The sequence below is a fragment of the Bradyrhizobium erythrophlei genome, from assembly GCF_042430365.1.
In the GTDB taxonomy this organism is placed as follows: Bacteria; Pseudomonadota; Alphaproteobacteria; order Rhizobiales; family Xanthobacteraceae; genus Bradyrhizobium; species Bradyrhizobium erythrophlei.
Window position 1 is genome coordinate 17992 of sequence record NZ_JBHMET010000218.1, and the last position, 16650, is coordinate 34641.

General features: G+C 63.8%; 16 protein-coding genes and 2 tRNA genes. 3 read left to right on the forward strand and 15 right to left on the reverse strand.

The features are described 5' to 3' along the window. Positions 1–121 precede the first annotated feature (121 nt). On the reverse strand, positions 122–1966 hold the full coding sequence (locus ACFFWD_RS30185) for a phospholipase C (RefSeq protein WP_376971563.1): 1845 nt from the start codon (positions 1964–1966) through the stop codon (positions 122–124). Positions 1967–2299: 333 nt separating this feature from the next. Here ACFFWD_RS30185 and ACFFWD_RS30190 point away from each other — a divergent pair, with 333 nt between their 5' ends. Continuing rightward, a complete protein-coding gene (locus ACFFWD_RS30190) occupies positions 2300–2731 on the forward strand; it encodes a hypothetical protein (protein WP_376971565.1) in 432 nt (143 codons plus the stop codon). Between the two features lie 15 nt (positions 2732–2746). Here ACFFWD_RS30190 and ACFFWD_RS30195 read toward each other — a convergent pair whose 3' ends face one another. From ACFFWD_RS30195 to lipA, 3 genes are read right to left on the reverse strand one after another with little or no spacing between them, the layout of a single operon-like run. After that, complete coding sequence (locus ACFFWD_RS30195) at positions 2747–3214, reverse strand: type II toxin-antitoxin system RatA family toxin (RefSeq protein ID WP_376971567.1); 468 nt, start codon at positions 3212–3214, stop codon at positions 2747–2749. Further along, positions 3214–3753, reverse strand: a complete 540-nt coding sequence (locus ACFFWD_RS30200) for a P-loop NTPase family protein (protein ID WP_376971569.1) — start codon at positions 3751–3753, stop codon at positions 3214–3216. Before ACFFWD_RS30200 ends, ACFFWD_RS30195 begins: the two co-directional genes overlap by 1 nt. A gap of 14 nt (positions 3754–3767) precedes the next feature. Further along, positions 3768–4727 carry a lipoyl synthase gene (gene lipA / locus ACFFWD_RS30205; protein ID WP_376971571.1) on the reverse strand — a complete coding sequence of 320 codons (960 nt, stop codon included), beginning with the start codon at positions 4725–4727 and terminating at the stop codon, positions 3768–3770. Positions 4728–4914: 187 nt separating this feature from the next. Between lipA and ACFFWD_RS30210 the strand changes: the two genes are divergently transcribed. Next, positions 4915–5520 carry a DNA-3-methyladenine glycosylase gene (locus ACFFWD_RS30210; RefSeq protein ID WP_376971573.1) on the forward strand — a complete coding sequence of 202 codons (606 nt, stop codon included), beginning with the start codon at positions 4915–4917 and terminating at the stop codon, positions 5518–5520. Here the strand turns inward: ACFFWD_RS30210 and ACFFWD_RS30215 are convergent. The 9 genes from ACFFWD_RS30215 to ACFFWD_RS30255 all read right to left on the reverse strand — a co-directional run bounded on the left by ACFFWD_RS30215 (position 5517) and on the right by ACFFWD_RS30255 (position 14582). Continuing rightward, the gene (locus tag ACFFWD_RS30215; protein WP_376971575.1) at positions 5517–5903 is read right to left on the reverse strand and encodes a VOC family protein; all 387 of its coding nucleotides are present in this window, start codon (positions 5901–5903) and stop codon (positions 5517–5519) included. The two genes, ACFFWD_RS30210 and ACFFWD_RS30215, sit on opposite strands and share 4 nt — an antisense overlap. 14 nt (positions 5904–5917) lie before the next feature. Beyond that, positions 5918–8785 (reverse strand): valine--tRNA ligase, encoded by a 2868-nt coding sequence (locus ACFFWD_RS30220; protein WP_376971577.1) that lies wholly within the window; start codon positions 8783–8785, stop codon positions 5918–5920. Positions 8786–8931: 146 nt separating this feature from the next. Further along, entirely contained in the window at positions 8932–9600 is a 669-nt protein-coding gene (locus ACFFWD_RS30225) for a PopZ family protein (RefSeq protein ID WP_376971579.1), read from the reverse strand. 321 nt (positions 9601–9921) lie between these two features. Further along, complete coding sequence (locus tag ACFFWD_RS30230; RefSeq protein WP_376971581.1) at positions 9922–11304, reverse strand: TolC family outer membrane protein; 1383 nt, start codon at positions 11302–11304, stop codon at positions 9922–9924. A 211-nt stretch (positions 11305–11515) separates the two neighbouring features. Next, the gene (locus tag ACFFWD_RS30235) at positions 11516–12181 is read right to left on the reverse strand and encodes a protein-L-isoaspartate O-methyltransferase family protein (protein WP_376971583.1); all 666 of its coding nucleotides are present in this window, start codon (positions 12179–12181) and stop codon (positions 11516–11518) included. Positions 12182–12344: 163 nt separating this feature from the next. Further along, positions 12345–12539: a hypothetical protein gene (locus ACFFWD_RS30240; RefSeq protein WP_376971585.1), complete on the reverse strand. Its 195-nt coding sequence runs from the start codon at positions 12537–12539 to the stop codon at positions 12345–12347. Between the two features lie 137 nt (positions 12540–12676). Beyond that, a tRNA-Asn gene (locus ACFFWD_RS30245) sits at positions 12677–12751 on the reverse strand. Further along, complete coding sequence (locus ACFFWD_RS30250) at positions 12742–13554, reverse strand: anthrone oxygenase family protein (RefSeq protein ID WP_376971587.1); 813 nt, start codon at positions 13552–13554, stop codon at positions 12742–12744. The genes ACFFWD_RS30245 and ACFFWD_RS30250 overlap by 10 nt, the downstream gene beginning before the upstream one ends. Before the next feature lie 5 nt (positions 13555–13559). Continuing rightward, the gene (locus ACFFWD_RS30255) at positions 13560–14582 is read right to left on the reverse strand and encodes a hypothetical protein (RefSeq protein ID WP_376971589.1); all 1023 of its coding nucleotides are present in this window, start codon (positions 14580–14582) and stop codon (positions 13560–13562) included. Positions 14583–15531: 949 nt separating this feature from the next. Between ACFFWD_RS30255 and ACFFWD_RS30260 the strand changes: the two genes are divergently transcribed. Beyond that, the gene (locus ACFFWD_RS30260) at positions 15532–15714 is read left to right on the forward strand and encodes a hypothetical protein (RefSeq protein WP_376971591.1); all 183 of its coding nucleotides are present in this window, start codon (positions 15532–15534) and stop codon (positions 15712–15714) included. Between the two features lie 43 nt (positions 15715–15757). On the opposite strand, the gene ACFFWD_RS30265 is transcribed toward ACFFWD_RS30260, so the two are convergent. Together ACFFWD_RS30265 and ACFFWD_RS30270 are read right to left on the reverse strand one after the other, a co-directional pair. Beyond that, positions 15758–15831 (reverse strand) — tRNA-Cys (locus tag ACFFWD_RS30265). A 54-nt stretch (positions 15832–15885) separates the two neighbouring features. Next, a complete protein-coding gene (locus ACFFWD_RS30270) occupies positions 15886–16629 on the reverse strand; it encodes a tRNA-uridine aminocarboxypropyltransferase (protein WP_376971593.1) in 744 nt (247 codons plus the stop codon). Positions 16630–16650: the final 21 nt, after the last annotated feature.

The following is a 16650-nucleotide window of genomic DNA, read 5'->3' on the forward strand; positions in this document are numbered from 1 at the left end:
GCCCGTAGGTGCAGGTCGAAACCATCGGTCCCGCCGTCGACGTGTCTCTCTCGGTCGACTGACGCGACGAGATGCACCGGCGACGCGAACGCGTCACCGGCAGCACCTCGGTCACGCGCAACTAGTGCCGATCGTGATCGTCATCCTCGCCGCGGTTGGAGGCGACGATGGCGCCGGTCTTTTCGTCGAGGATCAGCCGACGCGGTTCGTCCTCGTCGCGACGGTCGAAGTCGAACATGTTGTCGAGCGGGCCGGCGATGGTGTCGAACGAGCCGCCGCGCTGAATGCGTTCGTGATCCAACCAATTGTCTTCGATGAAGCGGAGCACCGAGGTCTGGTCGGTCAGAGTGTGGTCGACATGGTTGCGCTTGGCGAAGGGTGAAATCACGAGCAGCGGCATCCGCGTTCCGTACCCACAACGCCCCCAGGCCGGCTTGCCGGAATTGCCGTTCAGAGGCTTTGCAACGACGGGCTCGTCCTGCTGGAATCCATTGCTGGTCTGGCAGACACCGGGACCGTTGAGCGTGTCGACCGCCGGGTTGAACGAGGGATTGGCGATCGGCGGCATCTGGTGGTCGTACCAGCCGTCGGAGTCGTCGTAGAGGATGATGACGGCGGTGTCAGCCCATTCCGGGCTCTTTTGCAGAGCGTTGACCACCCGCACCAGAAAATGCTGCTCGTCGAGCGGATCCGAATATCCGGCGTGCCCGTCTTCGAAGGCCGCGGCCTTGAGGAAGCTCACCGCTGGCAGCTTATGCGCTTTCAACGCGCTGAAGAAGTCGTTGATGTCGTAGTTATGATTGGCCGGCTCCGGCTTGTTGGTGCCGGGAATGAGGCTGTGCCCGATCGCTTCCACTGAACTCGGCCGCGCATGGGTCGGGTTACGCGTCGACGCATAGTACTGGAACCAGGCGTGGTGCGGGATGTAGTCGACTGAGGTGAACGCCGGCGCGCCCGGGGCAGTCGGATTGGTGTGCCGCGCGCAGCCCGTCGATCCATCGGCGTTGACGACGGTGAGGTCGAAACCGCCCATGAACGAACCCCAGGTGATGCCCTTGGCATTGAGGAGATCACCGATGTTGCGGCCGGCCATCGTGATCTGGTCGAGCTTCGGATTGGAGCAGACGTCCTGCAGCGGATCGCCGTCGCCGATCTCGGTGACATTAGCCGGATCTCGGCTCGCGTCGCCGAAGGCTTCGTGGGTCGGATGCAGCAGCGTCTTTCCAGTGGGGTCCGCGGGATCGAACACGTTCAACGTCGCGGAGAAACCGTTGGTCTGGCCCGAGATCAGGTTGATTGCGCCGGGCGTCGAAGGGCCGAACTGGGTGGTGTAATTGTTGTCGTTCAGGGCGTAGTGCTGGGCGTAGTTCCACATCGCCGTGACGGTGTTGCCGTCGTAGTACCCCATCACCAGCGCCTTGCTGCCGATGCCGACTGGCGGCGGACCCGCGGTGCCGACGAACGCCGGGAAGCCGTCCATCCGTCCATTGTTGTAGGCACTCTCCTCCGGGCTCTCATTGTGTCCCTGGTCCGCGGTCAGGGCCTGCGCAGGCGACAGCCGGAACGGGTTCGACGCACCGGTACCGTTCTGCTTGCTGTTGTTGGGAGCGCCCGGATTGGTCGCGATGCTGTTCGGATTCTTGTTGATGAGGTCGATGCCTGTGAGCGGCTTGAAATCGTGGTTGACGTCGAGCGGCGTGACCAGATTGTTGACCTTCGGTGTCCGCGGCTTCGCCTTGAACGGGGTTTCGCCGCTCAAATTGAGCGCGTTGGGATAAGTTCCGAAATAATGGTCGAAGGAGACGTTTTCCTGGAAGATCACGACGAGGTGCTTGATCGGCGTCGCGGTGTGGACCCGACGGAAATCGTCGGAATTCCGGCCATGCTGATCGTCGGCGACGGCGCCTGCGCTGCCGAGCGTGAGCGCGAGTGCTGAGACCATGCCTAGAGTGACTGGCAATCGCATCGGTATGCCTCCGGATTGGGCGTTGATGTCAGGACAAGAATTGCGAGGAGCGACGAAACGTCGCGACGTCGAATTTTTCAGAGCCCGGTCACAGCGAGACGACGCATTTGTGACGGCGATGGAATCGTTCGCGCTGTTGCGTCCTTGTCCCGCATGACGAGGAGCGGGGTCGAAAGCGGAAATTGGTGAATACTGCACGGCGCTTGCGCCGGTGTTTCACTCTTGCCACGCATTCCGGGACGCGGCCTCGCCTTCATCGATCCGTCAACCGGCTGTCACGCTGTGAGCAATAGTGTGTTCAACGGATCAGATGCCCCTTCATTGTAGGGAGCCATGCGTCTCAAGCGCAAACTTGGCATCGTCGCTGCTTTGCTGGTGGCCGCGGAGATGACCGCACCGGCTGCGTGGGCCGAGGTCCAGGTCGAGGGCGCCCCAAACGCCGTCCATATCGAGGTTCGTCACTCCCCGCTGCGCCAGGTGCTGGACGCCATGCAGGCGAGATTCAATTTGCGCTACCGCACCAACGACGCGCTCGACACGCCGATCACCGGAACTTTTGACGGGCCGCTCCGCCGCGTCGCTGCGCGTGTGCTCGAGGGCTACGACTTTGCGATGACGGTCACATCCGAAGGCATCGATGTCCTTGTCCTGCGGCAAAACCAGCAGGGCCCGGTCGTGGCTGTCCTGCCGGCCGAAAAGCCCGCGCGCCCCAGGGCGATGACGGCACAGGAAGCCAACCGCCGCGAGCGGGGGCTGGTGAAGTAGATATTCGGCAAACGATCAGGACGAGGCCCGTGGCCGCCCGTAGATATGATCCGCCCGTTTCTCGAAGGCGTGGGCAAACCGTCCAAAGGCCGCGTCGAACATCGAGCCCATCAACATCGCGAGCATCCGGCTCTTGAACTCGTAGTTCAGGAAGAAGCCGACGTCGCAGTCGGTCACCGACTTCGGCTCGAAGGTCCAGCGGTTCTCGAGATTGCTGAACGGGCCGCGCAGATATTCGACCAGGATCTTGAGGTTCGGCCGATCGAGCGTCACCTTGCTGGTGAAGGATTCCCGCACCAGCTTGAACGACACGGTCATGTCAGCGACCACGATTTCGGTGCCGTCATCCTTCTGTGTGCGCTGGCGGATCTTCAGCGACTGGCACAGCGGCACGAATTCCGGATAGCGCTCGACATCGGCGACCAGTTCGAACATTTGCGACGCGGTGTGATGAACCCGCCGCTTGCTTGCGAAGCGCGGCATCAGTGGATACTCGCAACGTTCTGCTTGAGCGCGAGGTCCTTCAGATAGTCATCCGCCTGCCCCCGATCGGTAAAGCAGACCAGCGATTGATCGGAACGCAATCCCTCGAAATACGCCAGCAGCTTCGGCCGCTGCTGCTGGCGGTAGGTCCAGACATAACGGAAGAACTCGAGGTCGATCTTCTCCGGACACCCCTCGGCCATCTCCGGTCGGACGCGGCCATAGGTCCTGGCGATCCGGCCCAGGATACCGAGCATGCAGGCCGCGCGCGGCAGGTCGAACCAGATGATCGTGTCCGAGAGCTCACGGCGCAATTCGCCTGCGCCGGTCCGCGTGTAGTTGCCGTCCATGATCCACTTCGGCTGCAGCGCCGCTTCCGTCATCCGGCTCCGGAACTCCTCGGTCTCGGACTCGATCCAGCCCGGCTTCCAGAAAATTGCATCGATCGACACGGTCGGAATGCCCGTGATGTCGGACAACCGTCGCGCAAACGTCGACTTGCCGGACCCTGACGATCCCATCACGAGAACACGTTGCATCGATGTATCCGAGGCTAGCGACCGCGGGCCAGGCGCGCCGCCTGCAGCTTGGCAAAATCTTCGCCGGCATGATGCGACGAGCGGGTCAGAGGGCTCGCCGATACCATCAGGAAGCCCTTGGTATAGGCGACGCGCTCATAGCCACCAAACTCGTCCGGCGGCACATAGCGCATCACGGCATGGTGCTTGCGCGTCGGCTGCAGATACTGACCGATGGTAAGGAAATCGACATCGGCGGAGCGCAGGTCGTCCATCACCTGCAGCACCTCGTGCCGCTCCTCGCCGAGGCCGACCATGATGCCGGACTTGGTGAAGATGGTCGGGTCCATCTCCTTGACCCGCTGCAACAGCCGGATCGAGTGGAAATAGCGCGCGCCGGGGCGCACCGTGAGATAGCGCGACGGCACGGTTTCCAGATTATGGTTGAACACGTCGGGCTTTGCCGCGACCACGCGCTCCAGCGCGCCGTCCTTGCGCAGGAAGTCCGGCGTCAGGATCTCGATCGTGGTGGTCGGGCAGCGCGTGCGGATGGCGCGGATGGTCTGGGCAAAATGCTCGGCGCCGCCGTCAGCGAGATCGTCGCGGTCGACCGAGGTCACGACGACATGGGTCAGGCCGAGTTTGGAGGTCGCCTCTGCGACATAGTCGGGCTCATGGGCTTCGAGCGCGCTGGGCATGCCGGTCTTGACGTTGCAGAACGCACAGGCGCGGGTGCAGGTGTCGCCCATGATCATGAAGGTGGCGTGCTTCTTGTCCCAGCATTCGCCGATATTCGGGCAGCCCGCCTCCTCGCACACCGTGACGAGGCCGTGCTCCTTGACGATCCGGCGCGTGTCGGCATAGCCGCGCGTGTTCGGCGCGCGGACGCGGATCCAGTCCGGCTTCGGCGGCGACACGGCATCCGGCCGGTTCACCTTTTCGGGGTGACGCGGGCGGACCGGTGTTGTTGAGATTGTATCGACGATGGTGACCATAGGCGCCTGCAAGTCGCGACAGCATGATCCGGAAAAGTGGAGGCCGGTTTTCCGAATAGATCATGCTCAAACCAAAGAGCTTAGCTAATCCGTGTTGGCGAAGCCCGCAACCCGGCTCGCGCAACCCTACCAGACTGTGCAAGATATGGGCACCCCAAACGCCTGTTCCCCCGATTCCCACCTCAAAATGGCTCAAAAACCCAGATCAACCGCAGCCGCGGCGCCGCGCCTCGGCAAGCGCCTGAAACGCTCGTTCTTCGACCGCAGCGTGCACGAGGTCGCACCGGACCTGATCGGCGCCACGTTCCTGGTCGATGGCGTCGGCGGCATCATCGTCGAGGTCGAGGCCTACCATCACACCGATCCGGCCGCGCATTCGTTCCGCGGGCCCACCCAGCGCAACCAGGTGATGTTCGGCCCGCCGGGCTTTTCCTACGTCTACCGCTCCTACGGCATCCACTGGTGCGCCAATTTCGTCTGCGAGGAGGCAGGCTCCGCCAGCGCGGTGCTGATCCGGGCGCTCGAGCCGACCCACGGGCTGGCTGCCATGCGCCGGCGACGCGGCCTGGATGATGCGCGCGCGCTCTGTTCGGGGCCCGGCAAGCTCTGCGAAGCGCTCGGCATCAGCATTGCCCACAGCGAGCTGCCGCTCGACCGCCCGCCGATCGCCCTGTTCGCGCGGACTGAGGCGCCCGACATCGTCTCCGGCGTCCGGATCGGCATCACCAAAGCGGTCGACCTGCCCTGGCGCTACGGCGTGAAGGGCTCGAAATTCCTCAGCAAGCGGTTCTAAACCGCGTGATGGCAGACGGCTTCGATCCGGTTGCCGTCGGGGTCGCGCAGGAAGGCGGCGTAATAGGAGGCGTGATTACCGCGCAAGCCCGGCGCGCCGTCATCGGTGCCGCCGGCGGCAATGCCCGCATCCCAGAACGCATCGACCTGGGTGCGCCACTTCGCCTTGAAGCACCAATGGCGGCCGAACGCCTCCTCCGGCTTCGGCCCCTTGCGGATGGTGAGATAGATGCGGTCCGGATAGGCCGCGCGCGCCCGCTCGCCATAGCCGAGCCAGTCGTCGCGGCGGCCGACCTTGACCACCTCGAGCGTCTTCATGATGGCGTCGTAGAAGCGCTCGGCGGCGGCGATGTCGGAAACCGTGATGGAGACGTGATCCAGCATCGCGCGCCCGCTTGTCAGGTTGCCTGCTTCAATCGTTCGAGCGCCTCGACGATCCTGGCCTTGCGCTCGACCGCAACCGCGCGCTTTTCCTTCTCTTCCTCGACGATCTCTTCCTTCGCGTTGGCGACGAATTTCTCGTTCGAGAGCTTGGCGTCGACACGCTTGATGTCGGCGTCGGCCTTGGCCGCTTCCTTCTCCAGCCGCGCCCGCTCGGCCGCGAAATCGATCACGCCCTTCAGCGGCAACGCGACCACCTCGCCGCGCACGACGATCTGCACCGCGCCTTCCGGCGGTCGGTCTGCGAAGGAGATATCCGACAGCCGCGCCAGCCGCTTGATCGTATCGTTCCAGCGCTGCGCGCGATCTCTCGTCTCCGCGGACGCGCCCGCGATCACCAGCGGCGTCAACGTCGACGGCGGGATGTTCATTTCCGCCTTCACCGAGCGCATCGCGGTGACGAGGTCGATCACCCAGCCGATCTCGGCCTCGGCCGCGGGATCGCTGAAATCATCGGCGTCGAGCGCGACGATCACAGGCGGAATGATCTCTCCGTTCGGGCCCGCCATCGCCATCGCGGCCAGCTGCTCGCCGCTGACGGCGGCGGCCTTGCGCGGCCAGGACGCGAGCACCAGAAGGCGGTCGCGCTTGGCCGTTACCGCCCACAGCTCTTCGGTGATGAAGGGCATAAACGGATGCAGCAGCTTGAGGATCTCGTCGCGGGTCCAGGCGATCATCGCCCGGGTCTCGGCCCTCGCCGCGCCCTCCTCGCCCGTCAGCACGGGCTTGGCGAGCTCGAGATACCAGTCGCAGAACACGTTCCACACGAAGCGATAGATCGCGCCTGCCGCATCGTTGAAGCGATAGCCCTCGATCGCCTCGGTCACCTCGCGGGTGACGCGCGAGGTTTCGTGCGCGATCCAGCGGTTCAACGTCTCCTTCGCATGCTTCGGATCGAAATCCGCAGGCTTCTCGCAGCCGTTCATCTCGGCAAAGCGGCAGGCGTTCCAGAACTTGGTCGCGAAGTTGCGGTTGGTTTCGACGAGATGCGACGACAGGCGGATGTCGTGGCCCTGCGCCGCCTCGCGCGTCAGCGCGAAGCGCAGCGCGTCGGCGCCGTAATCGTCGATCACGCCGAGCGGGTCGATGACGTTGCCCTTCGACTTCGACATCTTCGCGCCCTTCTCGTCACGGACGAGGCGGTGGATGTAGACGGTCGAGAATGGCGCTTCCTTCATGAAATGGAGGCTCATCATCATCATCCGCGCAACCCAGAAGAAGATGATGTCAAACCCCGTGACCAGCGTGTTGGTCGGATAGTAGCGCTTCACCTCGGCGGTGTCGTCGGGCCAACCAAGCGTCGAGAACGGCCACAGCGCCGACGAGAACCAGGTGTCGAGCACGTCCTCGTCTCTGACGATGAAGCCCTCGCGCTTGGCGGGGTCCGTGGCCATGTCGTGGCCCTGCTCCGGCGTGATGACTTCCTGCTCAACGTAATAGCCGAGCGCGTGGCCGACCGCCTCTTCCTCGGTCTCGGCGACGAACACCTTGCCGTCGGGCCCGTACCACGCGGGGATCTGATGGCCCCACCAGAGCTGGCGCGAGATGCACCAGGGCTGGATGTTCTCCATCCATTCGAAATAGGTCTTTTCCCAGTTCTTCGGCACGAAGGTGGTGGCACCCGAGCGCACCGCGGCCATCGCCGGCTGCGCGAGCGTCTTGGCGTCGACATACCACTGGTCGGTCAGGCGCGGCTCGATCACGACATTCGAGCGGTCGCCATGCGGCACCATGTGGGTGTTCGGCTCGATCCTCTCGAGGAAGCCGAACTCCTCCAGCCGCGTCACGATCTTCTTGCGCGCGGTGAAGCGCTCGATCTGATGGAACTCCGCGGCGAACTCGGATGCGCCCTCGGGAAGGCCGCGCAGATAATCCTCGTTGTCGACCAGGTTGAGGCAGCCTTCCTGGTCGAGCACGCTGATCTGCGGCAGGCCGTGGCGCTTGCCGATCTCGAAGTCGTTGAAGTCGTGCGCCGGCGTCACCTTGACTGCGCCGGAGCCCTTCTCCGGATCCGAATAGTCGTCGGCGACGATCGGAATCTTGCGGCCGACCAGCGGCAGGATCACGTGCTTGCCGACCAGATCGGCGTAGCGCTCGTCGTCCGGATGCACCGCAACCGCGGTGTCGCCGAGCATCGTCTCCGGTCGCGTGGTCGCGACCACGATGAACGACTTCGGATCATCGGGGCTGAAGCTGCGGCCTTCGATGGGATAGCGCAGGTACCAGAGGCTGCCCTTGACCTCGACCTGCTGCACCTCGAGATCGGAGATCGCCGTGAGCAGCTTCGGGTCCCAGTTGACCAGCCGCTTGTCCTTGTAGATCAGCCCCTCGCGGTGCAGCTCGACGAACACCTTGACGACGGCGCGCGACAGGCCTTCGTCCATGGTGAAGCGCTCGCGCGACCAGTCGCAGGACGCGCCGAGGCGCTTCAACTGGTTGACGATGGTACCGCCGCTCTCGGCCTTCCACTGCCAGACCCGCTCGAGGAAGTTGGCACGGCCCATCTCGCGCCGGCCCGGCTCCTGCCGCTCCATCAATTGCCGTTCGACCACCATCTGGGTGGCGATGCCGGCATGGTCGGTGCCGGGCTGCCAGAGCACGTCGCGGCCGCGCATCCGCTCGAAGCGGCACAGGATGTCCTGCAGCGTGTTGTTGAGGGCGTGGCCCATATGCAGCGAGCCCGTCACGTTCGGCGGCGGGATCACGATGGTGAACGGGTCAGCGTCCTTCCGGTCCGCCCGTCCGGCGTTGAACGCACCGCTGTCCTCCCAGATGCGGGACATGCGGCTCTCGATATCGGCGGGCTGGTAGGTTTTCTCGATCATGGCAATGCAATAAGGGACATGGAAAGGGCTAGAAAGCCGTCCGAACGCACCGAGTCAACCGGACCGGCGTGCGGAAACGGCGATTTGGGCGCCCGATCTAGGACATCCTTGGGTGGCTGAATCAGGGCCGCGGGCCCAACCCTGGGCTATCGCCCGCGCGAAACCCGCTCGATCTCGGCCTTGACGATGCGCTCGACCAGCCCCGGCAGGTTGTCGTCGAGCCAGGATTTCAGCATCGGGCGCAGCATCTCCCGGACCAGGTCCTCGAGCGTCCGCGCATTGTTGCTGAGCACGGTGTTGGCCAGCGAATTGAAGGCGGACTCGACCGCCCGCATGGTCGTTCCGGAGATGATCGGCGGGGCCGGCGCCGTCTCGATCGCCGGCGGCTCATAGTCCGGTTGACGGTTCATCGCCCGCACAGCCGCCGATTCCGTGAATTCCACGTCGTCTTCCGGCTCGACCTTCTGGAACGATGGCGCGGGGGCCGGATCCGGCAGCGCCATCTCGTCGGTAAGCTCGAAGACATCGGCCTCCGGCTGCGGCGCCCTGACCTCGGCCGCCGGTGTCGCCTCGTCCAGGCTGGCGAGCAGCGAATCGATGTCGTCCTGGCTGTTGCTGGCGGCCGGCGCAGGCGGCGGGGCATCCTTCATCGCGGGCTTGGGCGGTGGCAGCGGCTCGACCTTGGGCGGCGCAGCCGCGGCGACCGGCGGCTTCTCGGCTGCGGCCGGCTTCGCCTCGTCATCGGCAATGATGCGGCGGATCGACGCCAGAATCTCCTCCATCGAGGGCTCTTGGACCTTTGCAGGTTGCGTCATCGCCGACTCCACATCGAAACCACTTTATATCAAGCACCACGGGATTTGCTGGTTCCGGATTTTGCAGGCCGGGATTTTCATCACGCGCGCCCGACTTGTCCCCAGATCAAGCCCGCCCGAAGCTCCGTGCGGGGTCCTCTCGCCCCATGACACCAAAGCATTGCGTCAAGTCACGCACCCGGAATCGTCGCGAATCGCTTTGTTGCCCGAAGAAACGGTATGTCAGGGCATTTATCGATTGCAAGCAAACGCGCCCGATCCGTGGTCCTGATTGACTCAGAACCACAGACTAAGCGCGATGAGCGACGTTGATATGGCGGCTTAGCGGCCGTCGGGCGTGCGGACGCCGCCCCAGCTATCGCGAACCTGCTGATAGTGCACGCTCGGATCGTAGACATTCGTCTTCAGGTTCATCACTTGCGGCGACAACCGGCCGATCGCGTTCAGTACCGAGTAGGACGCGACGACGCGATCGTGCTGCGCGGTCACCAGCGAGTTGCGGGCGTTGACGAGCGCCTGCTGCGCGTTCAGCACGTCGAGCGTGGTGCGCTGGCCGGCCTTGGCCTCCTCGCGCACGCCGTTCAACGCGATCTCGGATGCGCTCACTTGCGCCTGCGCGGATGCCACCTGCGCCTTGCCGGCGATCAACTGGCCCCATGCGGTGACGACGTTGGCGCGCGCCTGGTCCCGCGTCTGCTCCAGAACGAGACGCTGCTGCGCCAGCGATTCCTTCGATTGCCGGATCAGCGAGTATTCGGCGCCGCCCTGATAGATCGGCACCGACAACTGAACGTTGGCAGCCGCGTTGAACGTGCGGTATATCGTCAACGTCTGCTCGTAGGACTGGGTCGCCGACGCCTGGAGATTGACCGTCGGGAACAGCGCCCCTTCGTTGACCTTGACCTGCAGGAAGTTGACGTCGACCCCGTACATCGCCGCGGTGACGCTCGGGTTCTGCGTCAGGCCAAGTTCCACCGCGGCGGCGAGCGTCGCCGGCAGGAACCGATCGACCGGTGAGCCGGGTGCGAGATTCTCCGGCTCGCTGCCGATGATGCGGCGGAAGTTCGACCGTGTCGTCGTCAGGTTCGATTCCGCGGTGAGCTGCTGGGTCCTGCCGGCCGCGAGCTGCGCCTCGGATTGCGCGACGTCGGTGCGCGTCACTTCGCCGACATTGAAGCGGTCCTTGGTCTGCTTCAGCGTCTGCTCGAGCACGCGGGTGTTGCTGCGCTGAACTTCCACGATCGCGGAGTCGCGGAGATAGTCCATGTAAATGGTAGCCGCCGACAGCAGCACGGTCTGCTCCAGCACGCGCAAGCCCTCGCGCGCCGATGATACCTGGCTTTCGGCCGCGCGCACCCGGTTCGGGGTCTGCGCGTTGAACAGTGACTGGTTCACCGTGAGACCGGCGCTGCGCGGGATATTCGTGCCGTGAATTGCCGGGGTGCCGGCCGCGAGTTGGGTGTCGGTGTACTGATAACCGCCGCTCGCGGTCAGCGCGACCCTCGGGCGGTAGCCCGACAGCGCCTGCGGCACGTTCTCGTCGGTGGACCGGACCAGCGCACGTTGCGAGTTGAGCTGGGGGTTGTTCTGGTAGGAGCGCACCAGCGCAGCCTCGATTGTATCGGCCAGGGCGGGCATCGGGCCCATCTCAGCCAATAGAAGGACTGCCGCCGCAGCTCCGGTGATAAACTTCACCCCACGCATCCCGAGTAATCCATCCGTTGTATTCGCCGAGCCACGGAACATGCGCCGACGCCGCTTCGCACGAAGTGAGTCCCGCCTCACTTTAGTGCGCAGCTAGGCTCAACGGAACCACCCCGCAACGGAACGCGGTCGAAACTCTTCATGTGGGGCAAACGGGCCACACTTCTGATTCAGCACGGGATTTTATAGGGCCGCCGCGGCGCCGTGGCGGCTAGAAGACGAAGGCCGGAACGCGTTCCAATCCGGGCAATACCGGGGCCGAGGCGTCGAACAGCTCGCGATGGCCGAAATCCCCGTGCGAATGGGTCACCAGGTTGACGCGCGGGGGCTGCGCGAGGGCGAAGACGCCGACCAGCCGGCCGCCCTCTTTCAGTTGGCGATAGACCCCGGCCGGGGTGATCTCGGTGGCGCCGTCGAGGATAATGACGTCAAACGGCGCGTCGGCGGCGTCGCCGTCGGCCGGCACCGCCGTCTTGACCGACGCATTCTGGACGCCAAGCTCGGCCAGCACCGCCCGTGCCTTCGCCGCAAGCGCCGAATCGCTTTCAGTTGCAACGACCTGGCCGGCAAACCGGGCCACCACCGCGGCCGCATAGCCGGTGGCGCAACCGACGACCAGCACCCGGTCGGTGTCCTTGATTTCGGCGGCCTGCAGCATCTTGGCCAGTACCGCCGGCTTGATCAGGCAGCGCGTGGCCGCGCCGGCTTCGGCAACATCGAGATCGAGGTCCAGATAGGCCAGCGCCTGCTTGGCCGCGGGCACAAAGGCCTCGCGGGGAACCGCCAGCATGGCATCGAGGATTCGCGCGTCGGTGACATCGCTCGGACGCACCTGACCATCGACCATTTTCTGGCGCGCGGCGGTAAAACCGGACATTGGCGGGCCCCTGCAAATCGTGCGGCGTTGCCGCGGTGGGAGAGCTGAAACCGGCCGTCTTTTGAAACAAGCTCTGCCAAAACGCAACACGTCGTCGCGGCCGCCGCCCCGGCGGCTGGTCGTCACCGCCCGGGGGGACTCACGGGGTCATGCCGACGAGCGCCTACTCGATGGTCACGGCGAGGCGACCGATCAGCAGCGCGACCTCGTCCAGATGTTCGGAATCCAGATGCTTGGAATCATGGGCCTCGACGGCTTTCGCCAGCCGACGCAGGCACTCATCATCGCTCATGGCCGGGATGTCGCCGGGGACAAGCGTCGGCTCAACACTCGGCGCGTCGGTGTGAACAAGAGACATCAGAATCACCTCTCGAGAACCCCGGCAAGGTTAAGCGTCGAAAGGGATTGAGTCGATTTGGCGGCAATTCGCCCTGCCGGTGGCAATCCACGGGCTTGTGATCCGACGTCCTGATGTCGGGAAAGGCGGGCCATTGCTGGCTCCCCGGGCTGGATTCGAACCAGCGACCATTCGATTAACAGTCGAATGCTCTACCGCTGAGCTACCGAGGAATAGGCGAAACATTCGTTCGCGCGGGGCAGCGTATAACAAAGCCTTCCGGCCTTGCAAAGAACCAAATGACGGCCATGCTTAACTTTAACAGGCAGCGGAAAGCCGCTGTAGTGCAATGGCTTGCCGGAAATTCGGCGCGCTCCGCACTGTCGACCCGGCCACCCTCGTCAAGGCCTGTGGTCGCGCAGGGGTGAAAAATCGCCTCGGCGCGGCGCGGTCGCTGCGCTGCGATTCCACGACGGACGCGTCGGCGCCCGCCCCTCACTCCGCGAAGAACGAAGTCGTCCTGGTGCCACGGTCGTAGCGCGGCCTCATTCTTGCGCGCCGCGATCGCCGCGATGAACAGTGCGCTGGCCGCCGTCGAGGTGATCGTCCGCACGTGATTCCAGAACGTCCAGTCGGTCAGATAGCGCACCCAGACCGACGTGGCCGCCGGGCTCGAGGGATCGACCGCCGCGAGCTGGTTGTTGAGCGGCACCTTGAACACGGCCGTCACCGCGAACATGCCGACGATATAGAGGACGCCGCCGCACGCCATCGCGATCGCGCCCGGCTCCTGCCACCGCAGGCAACCCAGCACCGCAAGCACCGCGCATGCGAGCGTAGTGCCGAGGAAGAACGGCATGAACAGCGAGCGCACGATGTCGACATTGATGGCGTTCATCGCGGAGATGCCGGCCGCCTGATCGACACGGCCGAGCGAGGTCATGACGAAGGTCGAGAATGCGAAATAGAGCCCCGCGAGCAGGCCGCAGCCGATCGCGGCAAACCAGAGCAGCCCGGCGGTCAGGATCTGGCGCATCGACCTCAGCGGGCAGCGTCGCGACTGACCGGACGAACCTGCTGGACAAGATCGCGGACATAGGGAAATGCGAAGCCGGTCACGAATCCGATGACAAGCGACAGAAACGGCTTGCCTGACACGAATTCGTTGAGCAGGACATTCGAGACACCTACCTTGATGATATCGGCCGCCAGAATCGCTGCAAAAATCAGCGCGACAATGGTCGTATTCAGCGCGCGCTGAAACGGCTTCCAGCGCCCGGGATTGATTGCCCGCAGTTGCTCATAGGGAATGTCATCATTGACCCGAAAGATGAACTCGATGAACAGGCCGGCCATCGTTCCGACAGGGATGAGCAGTGCGGCAACAACCAGGGTCTGCCACCCCGCCGTCGCCAGCCAGGGCCATTGACCGAGGTTGTAGCGGAATACAGCCGTCCCGATCCCGCAATAGAGAACTGAGAGCGCCAACAACGTTACGTTCGACCACCAGAGCTTTCCGCGGACGACCGTATAAGCGTCGGCAATGCTGTCCTTGACGTCCTGCAGATTGTCGAGCCCGATCTCGACACTCGACGTCTGGCCGCGAAGTCCCGAGTCTGCCGTGAGGTGAAGCTGCCGGAAGAACTTGTCCAGACGAGTTTTGTCGTCCTGAAACAGGATGCGAACCAGGCGGCAGACATCCTCGATTTGTCGCCTGAGAGCCCGGACGGCCAGCGGAGGTGGCTGCGCAGTAAGAGGCTTGATGAAATCCAGCCGTGGAGGGTCGTCGTCCACGATATCGACCTTCTCGTAGTAGACCGGATGGGATGCCGGCACGTCCACGCTTGGATCTCCGTCGCCTGCGTCGTCGGGTTTCGCGGGGGCTGGCGCAACTTTCGCGCCATCCGGTTTTTTGACCGCGTCATTTGCCGGAGCCGGCGCATCCGCCGGCTGGGCGACCGCGCCGGGACTGTCGGGTTTCGGCGGGGGATTGGCTGCCGGCGCCGTGGCGTCTGGTTTCGGATCAGTCACGGCTCCCGCACCGGAAATGCCATCCGCCGTCATCGTGTCCCTCCCGAAATGTCCTTGCGGTCCCTCGCGTGCTCAGCCCGAGCTCGCGCAGAACAGCTCCAATTCAATGGCGCTAGATGTGAAGACCTACGACTTCACGCGCAACCAGTACTAGCTCAACAAATATACGCACTTTAAGGTAGAGCGCGCAGGATTGTCCAACCTGGGCCTCCTAGCCAGTCCGCGCTTTGGGTCGCGGTTTGCCCTTTGTCGGAGGAGGCTCGTAGTCCTTGGGGACCTGAAGATAGTCCCTGCGAATGTGTAGATCGTCGCTGGGAAAGTCCTTTGCCGGCCGATCGCCTAGTTTCCTTGGTTTGGCCGGCTTGCTCGGCTTCTTGCCCATTCGTGCCATGCGTATCTCCCCACCCCGGACAAACCGCGACTGGAAAGGCTGGGTCTCTGGAATGTCATCAGCTCCGCATCATCGCCGCGGAGGGACGGTTTCCAAGGCTATACCGATCGTTATCGCAATGAATACACGTATTATCAGAAGCAATCAAAGGTAGCAACGATGTGCCGTGCAACGCGACCAGCGGCGACGTTGCCGTCATCGGGCGCGACGCTCGCGTGAGGCATCACCGAACGTCACTGCTCGAACACCGCTGCACGGCAAACATCGACAGGAAAGACCGACCGTGGACGCCCGACCGGCGCGGCTTGTGATTGCCCGACAATCGGACGAAGGTTGTCTTCATGATCGCGTCTTCCTAAGATCAGCTCGATACTGAACGAACTGGCTTGGCCGGGAATTGCGCGAACTAATTTTGTACGAATGTGATTTTTCTCACACCTGGGTTCGGTGCGCCGGACCTAAATTGGAGCGGGGCAGAATTCATTAACCAAGGCGGATACGTTCGCGCTTTTTCTTAAAATTCGAACGATCCGCTCAATCCAGAACGAAGACAGTTTTGCGACCATGCGCTCTCGAACCCCGGAGAGCGTGATGAGCGAAGCCGATTTTGATGTGTTGTTGGACGCCGTGCGAACGGCCGTCGCGCCCATTTCCGAGGAGGATTTCTTGGCCCAGCCCCTGCCCCGCGTTCAGCCGCGTCCGCGCGCCGCCAATGACAACCGCGCGCCCTGGCCGCTCGTCCCTTTTCCAGACGGCTGGTACGCCGCCTGTTAAGGCCGCGTATCATCTCTTCGACGCAAGCTATTGATGGGATGAGTGGAGGCCACGACCAGAATTGAACTGGTGTACACGGTTTTGCAGACCGTTGCGTAACCACTCCGCCACGTGGCCCCACGGGGCGCACTCATATACGCCCTCTCTCCGATAGGCAACCGACCAGCGCGATCAGCCTCGCCTGCGCCTGCGAAAGTCCTTCTTCTTCGGCTTCGGCGCCAGTTCCGGCATTTTGGCCTGAACTTCGCTGAATCTGGCCAGCATCCGCTCAAAGCTCGCGATCAGCGCCTCGGCAATGTCGGGACGCTTTTCCAGGCCGGCCAGGAGCATCGCCGCCGCCTCGATGGTCGACAGGCCATCGCGCCGCGGTTCCCGGCGCAATCGGCCATAGCGCGACGGCCGTTTCGGTCCGAGAATCACCCGCTGACACTTCAGCATCCAGGCGTTGCGCCACCAAAGCGCCTTGGCCTGGCTCCAGGTGCCATCGAGCAGCACGATGCCCTCGATGTCGGCGAGGATGGCTCGCTGTCCCGGTTCCAACTCACCCTTGCGGTTGATCGCGACAATCTCGGCGTCGGTCTCCAGATCCTCGACCTTGGCCGAGCCTAGATAGAGAACCGCCCAGCGCGACGGATCGGCCACCGGCCGACCGAGCGCCTTCGAAAGGCTCGGCCATGACAGGCCGATCCGGACGGCGGCGTTCTTGAAATGCCGTGCGGTCAACCGCGCGGTGCCGAGCGCCCTGTCCTGCTCCTGCGGATGCTGCAGGATCAGAAGCTGGATGCGGCTTTCGATCGGCGTGACGCTGTCGCAGATGCAGAGCGGCATCGGCTTGCCGCAATGCGGGCATTCCGCGAGCATCTCGTCGGCGATTTCTGTGTTGGCCTCGGTGTTGGTTTTGGTCGGTTCGGACATCGGTTCGCTATACGCCCTGGG

Coding starts and splice junctions, on each gene's coding strand:
- ACFFWD_RS30210 (WP_376971573.1), top strand. CDS start 4,915: ATGGCTCAAAAACCCAGATCAACCGCAGCCGCGGCGCCGCGCCTCGGC.
- ACFFWD_RS30190 (WP_376971565.1), top strand. CDS start 2,300: ATGCGTCTCAAGCGCAAACTTGGCATCGTCGCTGCTTTGCTGGTGGCC.
- ACFFWD_RS30230 (WP_376971581.1), bottom strand. CDS start 11,304: ATGCGTGGGGTGAAGTTTATCACCGGAGCTGCGGCGGCAGTCCTTCTA.
- ACFFWD_RS30225 (WP_376971579.1), bottom strand. CDS start 9,600: ATGACGCAACCTGCAAAGGTCCAAGAGCCCTCGATGGAGGAGATTCTG.
- ACFFWD_RS30255 (WP_376971589.1), bottom strand. CDS start 14,582: ATGACGGCGGATGGCATTTCCGGTGCGGGAGCCGTGACTGATCCGAAA.
- lipA (WP_376971571.1), bottom strand. CDS start 4,727: ATGGTCACCATCGTCGATACAATCTCAACAACACCGGTCCGCCCGCGT.
- ACFFWD_RS30185 (WP_376971563.1), bottom strand. CDS start 1,966: ATGCGATTGCCAGTCACTCTAGGCATGGTCTCAGCACTCGCGCTCACG.
- ACFFWD_RS30240 (WP_376971585.1), bottom strand. CDS start 12,539: ATGTCTCTTGTTCACACCGACGCGCCGAGTGTTGAGCCGACGCTTGTC.
- ACFFWD_RS30250 (WP_376971587.1), bottom strand. CDS start 13,554: ATGCGCCAGATCCTGACCGCCGGGCTGCTCTGGTTTGCCGCGATCGGC.
- ACFFWD_RS30215 (WP_376971575.1), bottom strand. CDS start 5,903: ATGCTGGATCACGTCTCCATCACGGTTTCCGACATCGCCGCCGCCGAG.
- ACFFWD_RS30200 (WP_376971569.1), bottom strand. CDS start 3,753: ATGCAACGTGTTCTCGTGATGGGATCGTCAGGGTCCGGCAAGTCGACG.
- ACFFWD_RS30220 (WP_376971577.1), bottom strand. CDS start 8,785: ATGATCGAGAAAACCTACCAGCCCGCCGATATCGAGAGCCGCATGTCC.
- ACFFWD_RS30235 (WP_376971583.1), bottom strand. CDS start 12,181: ATGTCCGGTTTTACCGCCGCGCGCCAGAAAATGGTCGATGGTCAGGTG.
- ACFFWD_RS30195 (WP_376971567.1), bottom strand. CDS start 3,214: ATGCCGCGCTTCGCAAGCAAGCGGCGGGTTCATCACACCGCGTCGCAA.
- ACFFWD_RS30260 (WP_376971591.1), top strand. CDS start 15,532: ATGAGCGAAGCCGATTTTGATGTGTTGTTGGACGCCGTGCGAACGGCC.
- ACFFWD_RS30270 (WP_376971593.1), bottom strand. CDS start 16,629: ATGTCCGAACCGACCAAAACCAACACCGAGGCCAACACAGAAATCGCC.